The organism is Microcystis sp. LEGE 08355 (assembly GCF_015207185.1).
GTDB classification, from domain to species: domain Bacteria; phylum Cyanobacteriota; class Cyanobacteriia; order Cyanobacteriales; family Microcystaceae; genus Microcystis; species Microcystis panniformis.
Window position 1 is genome coordinate 1 of sequence record NZ_JADEXI010000581.1, and the last position, 2,914, is coordinate 2,914.

4 protein-coding genes are annotated in these 2,914 nt (G+C 41.8%); all 4 read right to left on the minus strand.

The genetic code is table 11. From position 1 onward, the window contains the following. Nucleotides 1-103 precede the first annotated feature (103 nt). Nucleotides 104-1,192, minus strand: coding sequence for a DNA methyltransferase (locus IQ242_RS21420; protein ID WP_185240308.1), 1,089 nt, complete (start codon nucleotides 1,190-1,192; stop codon nucleotides 104-106). A gap of 93 nt (nucleotides 1,193-1,285) precedes the next feature. Continuing rightward, on the minus strand, nucleotides 1,286-1,474 hold the full coding sequence (locus IQ242_RS27300) for a DUF29 family protein (protein ID WP_370583038.1): 189 nt from the start codon (nucleotides 1,472-1,474) through the stop codon (nucleotides 1,286-1,288). Nucleotides 1,475-1,562: 88 nt separating this feature from the next. Beyond that, complete coding sequence (locus IQ242_RS21430) at nucleotides 1,563-1,994, minus strand: DUF29 domain-containing protein (protein ID WP_193961337.1); 432 nt, start codon at nucleotides 1,992-1,994, stop codon at nucleotides 1,563-1,565. A gap of 54 nt (nucleotides 1,995-2,048) precedes the next feature. Further along, a complete protein-coding gene (locus tag IQ242_RS21435; RefSeq protein ID WP_193961338.1) occupies nucleotides 2,049-2,861 on the minus strand; it encodes a HEAT repeat domain-containing protein in 813 nt (270 codons plus the stop codon). Between the last annotated feature and the right edge of the window lie 53 nt (nucleotides 2,862-2,914).

Sequence of the window (2,914 nt, forward strand, 5' to 3'; positions counted from 1 at the left end):
TCGGAACCCCCTAAGCCGAGTTTTCAAGGTGCTGCGCCGTCCACTTGGTTTTCGAGACTGGCCTCTTAATTCTAACGTAAAGCCAACCTAGAACGGCGGGGTTTCAGACCCAAAATTTCCGATGAACTACTTGACTAAATCTTTTGACTCCATAATAGAAATAAGTTTCGTCAATTTCACAAGCGAAAGCTTTTCGATTCAGGATATTGGCAGCTAAAGAGGCACTGAAAAGCCCCCCAAATGGTTCCCAAACCACATCTTGTTCCTCACTGGAAGCTTCAATAATTAATTTCATCAGATCCAGTGGCTTTTGATTTAAGTGAATAGCTTTACCATCCTTAGACTTAATTCGTTCATCATCGCGCAAAGCTGAACGATCCCAAACATTTGTAAAACCATGAGGGCAATTAAATTTAGAGCGCATCTTCTCCCACTCTTTACCTGTTAAAGGACGCTGGCCATTTTTAGAAAAATAGGGTTTTCCCTCTGGGTTTCCGTGTTCGTTGGCATAGAAAACTAATTTTTCAAACATTTCCGGTGGGGGAAAATACCATAAATGTCCTTGATCAAAATATTTTCTTGTTGCCGCATCTGCGACACCACAAGCTAAATTAGCTTGACGCAAAGGTAAGCCCGATCTTAACCATTCCTTTCGGAGCCATTCTTTAAGTGTTAAGTCAGCAATTTTGACTTCTCTAACGTATTGGACGCAAACCTCTGTCACCACTGGAAAACGCCTTATTTTTTCTGTGTTGACATTACCTGCAATATGACCTTTTCCTTTATTCCATATATTACAATTAACATATCGCCAACCAAATTTCTCAAGTATTGGATGTACCACAGCCCAGCCAATTTCTGAGTTCCAAAACCAAAGAGTTGTATTTGGCAAGGCCAACTTCGACCAAGCTTCCACATGAGGTTCATACCATTCAGGTAGGTCAAGATGATCTGATGTATCACCTTCAAATCCTAAAAGACCGTAGCCTCCGTCTGAGATTATTACTATAGGTTGTTCCCAAGAATCATAATGTTCAATGCTATTACCAAGACTCAGACTAACACTGCTGTTATTCCAAGCTGAAAAAGCTAGTTTCTCAGTAAGTTGGACAGTTTTGCCACGCCCAACAGTGCTTGTTGCTTTATTCTTCTTTATACTTGCCAGGCTATGGGAAGGCTCAGGTATATCCATGGATTTTTTTATCGTCTTATAAACAGGATGAATATCAATACTCTATGCTGTTTTAGGATATTTGGCTACCCCATAAACCAATGACCTAGAAACTTAGCCTAAGACTAGCAAACTTTCTATCTCCTCGCTCAAGTTTTCCCAGTCAACTTTATCAAAGTTTTTTTGTTTTAACAGAGTGATTGTTTCGTTCAGCCACCCAACATAATCGGTTTGAATTAGCATAAAACCTCTGGATTTTATGAGTTTGAATTTTCCTAGAAAATAACCAATCATTGACAGCATTTCTCATAAAGATAAAGTATAAATGTATCGGACATTGTCTCAGATTTGACCGTCTCCTAACCCCACCAACAAACTTTTAAAGATAATTTTATCGCCAAACTTTTTTCTGTAAAATCTGACTAATTTCTTGGGAAAAAGGACAATCATCGGGAAAGTTAAAGGATTGATAATTGGGGTTATCTCGCAAGCTTTTTAAAGCCGTGGCATAGCAATCTAAAAATACTTGCTCCCAGTAGGGTTTTAAACTAGGAGAATCGCTCAAAAGTTCTTCTAGTTCCCGTTGACTGCGCCTAATAGTTTCTTGCCAACCTCGATAATCCTCAACGTAATCAGTATAGCAAAGTTTGAGGCAGTGTTCTAAGATGGTCGTTAACCGGTTGCGGAGTTCACGTTTTTGACTTCTGCCCAAACTTTCTATCTCCTCGATCAAGTTTTCCCAGTCAACTTTATCAAAGTTTTTTTGTTTTAAAAGAGTGATTGTTTCGTTCAGCCAGCCAACATAATCAGTTTGAATTATCATAAAACCTCTGGATTTTATCGGTTTGAATTTAGATAAAAAATAACCAATTATTGATTACAATAAACCATCCATTAAAGTGAGAATTTCGGAGATATTTTCGTGACTAGAATTGGTTTTCAGATGGTTTTCTAAAAGTTCCTTGAGAGCAACCAGTTTCAGACTATTTTCCGCCAAAGTATTAGCGATCGCAGGGGCAGCCCGCAGATAACCCGTAGCGCCTAAATCCATTAAAGCAGAACGACGCAGCTGTAATTCTTCCCCTTGCAAGGCCTTAATCAGAATATCGCCATAGTGGGGGTTAGCTGTGAGTTGATAGAGGGCGCGAGCAGCCGCATAACGCACTTTTTCGACGAAATGCTTTAAAAACGGTTCGATCAGGGGAATCGCTGCCGTCGCTTGCAGGGTTCCCAAAGCTTCGATAATCGCCTCGTAGGGTTGGACTAAATGGGGTTTTCCCGCCACTAAAACGGCCACTTCGATGCCACCCTCTAATAGTTTCTTCAAAGGTGCGATCGCTCTTTGATCCTTAAGCATTGCCAATGCTTGGGCAGCCGATTCGCGCACATAATAATCTTCGCAGTCGAGACAGGCAATCAAAGCGGGAACACAACTGAGATCATCTAATTTCCCTAGAGCGCTGGCAGCGTTGCGTCGCAGGGGATAACCGCCGTCGGGAGTGCGATCGCTTTCGTCCTCTAAAGCGGCAATTAACGCCGAAATCGCCTCCGGTTGACGAACACGAAATCTACCCAACCACCAGGCAGCATAATAACGCGCTCCTAGGTCTTCTCTTTGCTGGATATTAGCGATCGCTTGTTCAACAGTATAGGCTGGATTATCGACGGCAGTAGAGTAAGAATCGCTCATAGACAAGTGAAAATGGGTGTGGGGTGTGGGGTGTGGGGTGTAGGGTGTAGGGT

Excerpts from the sequence above, each read along its gene's own strand:
- IQ242_RS21420 (WP_185240308.1), bottom strand. The coding sequence starts at position 1,192 with ATGGATATACCTGAGCCTTCCCATAGCCTGGCAAGTATAAAGAAGAAT.
- IQ242_RS27300 (WP_370583038.1), bottom strand. The coding sequence starts at position 1,474 with ATGCTGTCAATGATTGGTTATTTTCTAGGAAAATTCAAACTCATAAAA.
- IQ242_RS21430 (WP_193961337.1), bottom strand. The coding sequence starts at position 1,994 with ATGATAATTCAAACTGATTATGTTGGCTGGCTGAACGAAACAATCACT.
- IQ242_RS21435 (WP_193961338.1), bottom strand. The coding sequence starts at position 2,861 with ATGAGCGATTCTTACTCTACTGCCGTCGATAATCCAGCCTATACTGTT.